At 66.4% G+C, this 458-nt stretch carries 1 pseudogene; it reads right to left on the reverse strand.

From position 1 onward, the window contains the following. Positions 1-458, reverse strand: a pseudogene (locus IL252_RS17310) (hypothetical protein); the annotation flags it as partial.

Consider the following 458-nt stretch of genomic DNA (forward strand, 5'->3'; position numbering starts at 1 on the left):
CCCGGTGACAGCGTGGCGCTTTGGCACCGTCGCCCAGAAGGCCAGCGGTGTCCCGGCTGTGAGCACCACGGCGCTCAGGAGCCCCAGCCGGCGTGTGTGCATCCGACTGAGAAGCCGATAGAAAACCACCGGCGTAAACGCCGCGATGAGGAGATCCGTCAGTTGCAGCGCGTACAGATGGGTTCGGCCGGCGTCGAGTGGCTGTGCCAGCGCGACGTTCAGCCCGAACAGTCCCAGCACGGCAACGGTACCGCCGTAGAGGACCCAGGCGCCGTCGGTGTAGTGACTGCACTGGACCACCAGTGCCAGCAGCGCGAGCGACCAGAGCGCGACCAGTGCAATCCGGAGTTCGACGACAGCGGTGAACAGGTCGAGCACGAACACGGCTGGCAACGAGAGCACGATGACACCGTAGTTGCGCGCGTACCACTGGCCGCCGTATCTGTTCGCCCCCGGCG

The organism is Halomicrobium sp. IBSBa, from assembly GCF_017612575.1.
GTDB lineage: Archaea > Halobacteriota > Halobacteria > Halobacteriales > Haloarculaceae > Halomicrobium.